Origin of the sequence: Prevotella sp. OH937_COT-195 (genome assembly GCF_003932845.1) — a bacterium.
Lineage (GTDB): Bacteria > Bacteroidota > Bacteroidia > Bacteroidales > Bacteroidaceae > Prevotella.
The window spans coordinates 1-697 of sequence record NZ_RQZH01000099.1; the positions used below are offsets into that span (position 1 = coordinate 1).

Annotated in this window: 1 protein-coding gene; it reads right to left on the minus strand. The window is 31.6% G+C overall.

From position 1 onward, the window contains the following. The coding region (locus EII32_RS11410; RefSeq protein ID WP_199741435.1) for an FAD-dependent oxidoreductase at positions 1 to 668 on the minus strand (668 nt) is incomplete at its 3' end. Positions 669 to 697: the final 29 nt, after the last annotated feature.

Sequence of the window (697 nt, forward strand, 5' to 3'; positions counted from 1 at the left end):
GATCCAGGAAAAGCAAAGATCATTTTATTTAAATCTTGAGCCGTTAATTTTTGGTTTACAATGAAAGTTAATAAATTAACTAAATCTGGTGCATCATCAGCATATATAGCAGCTCCCACTAATTGTTTATCATTATTTAATACAATTGTCATTTCAGCTTCAGTTTCATTTTTGTATTCAAACACCATTTGTTTACCAAAAGGAATATCTATCACTTTATAGTCCTCACTAGTATTAGCTTCATCTACAGAAACTCCAATATTAGACAACCTTGGTAGTGTATATAAAACTGAAGGTATTGCAGGATAGGTAATAGGATTTTTATTCATACCCAAAATATGCGCAGCAATATAGTTAGATTCAAATGTTGCAGTAGGTGTTAATTTAGGAATTACTTTATCTAACACATCACCACTAGCATAAATATTAGGGATATTTGTGCGTAAATATTCATCTACCTGTATACCTCGAGTAGTGAAATTAACGCCAGCTTCTTCAAGTCCAATACCGTTGACATTTGGTCTACGTCCAGTAGCATCTAACACATAGTTAGTAGTAATCTCTAATCCTGATTCTGTTGATACAGTATAATTATCACCTTGCTCTTTAATTACAGTAGTATTTTCATTCATATGGAATTGAACTCCTTCTGTTGCCAATTTATCCATTAATTTAGTAATATGTGCTGAATAAAAAC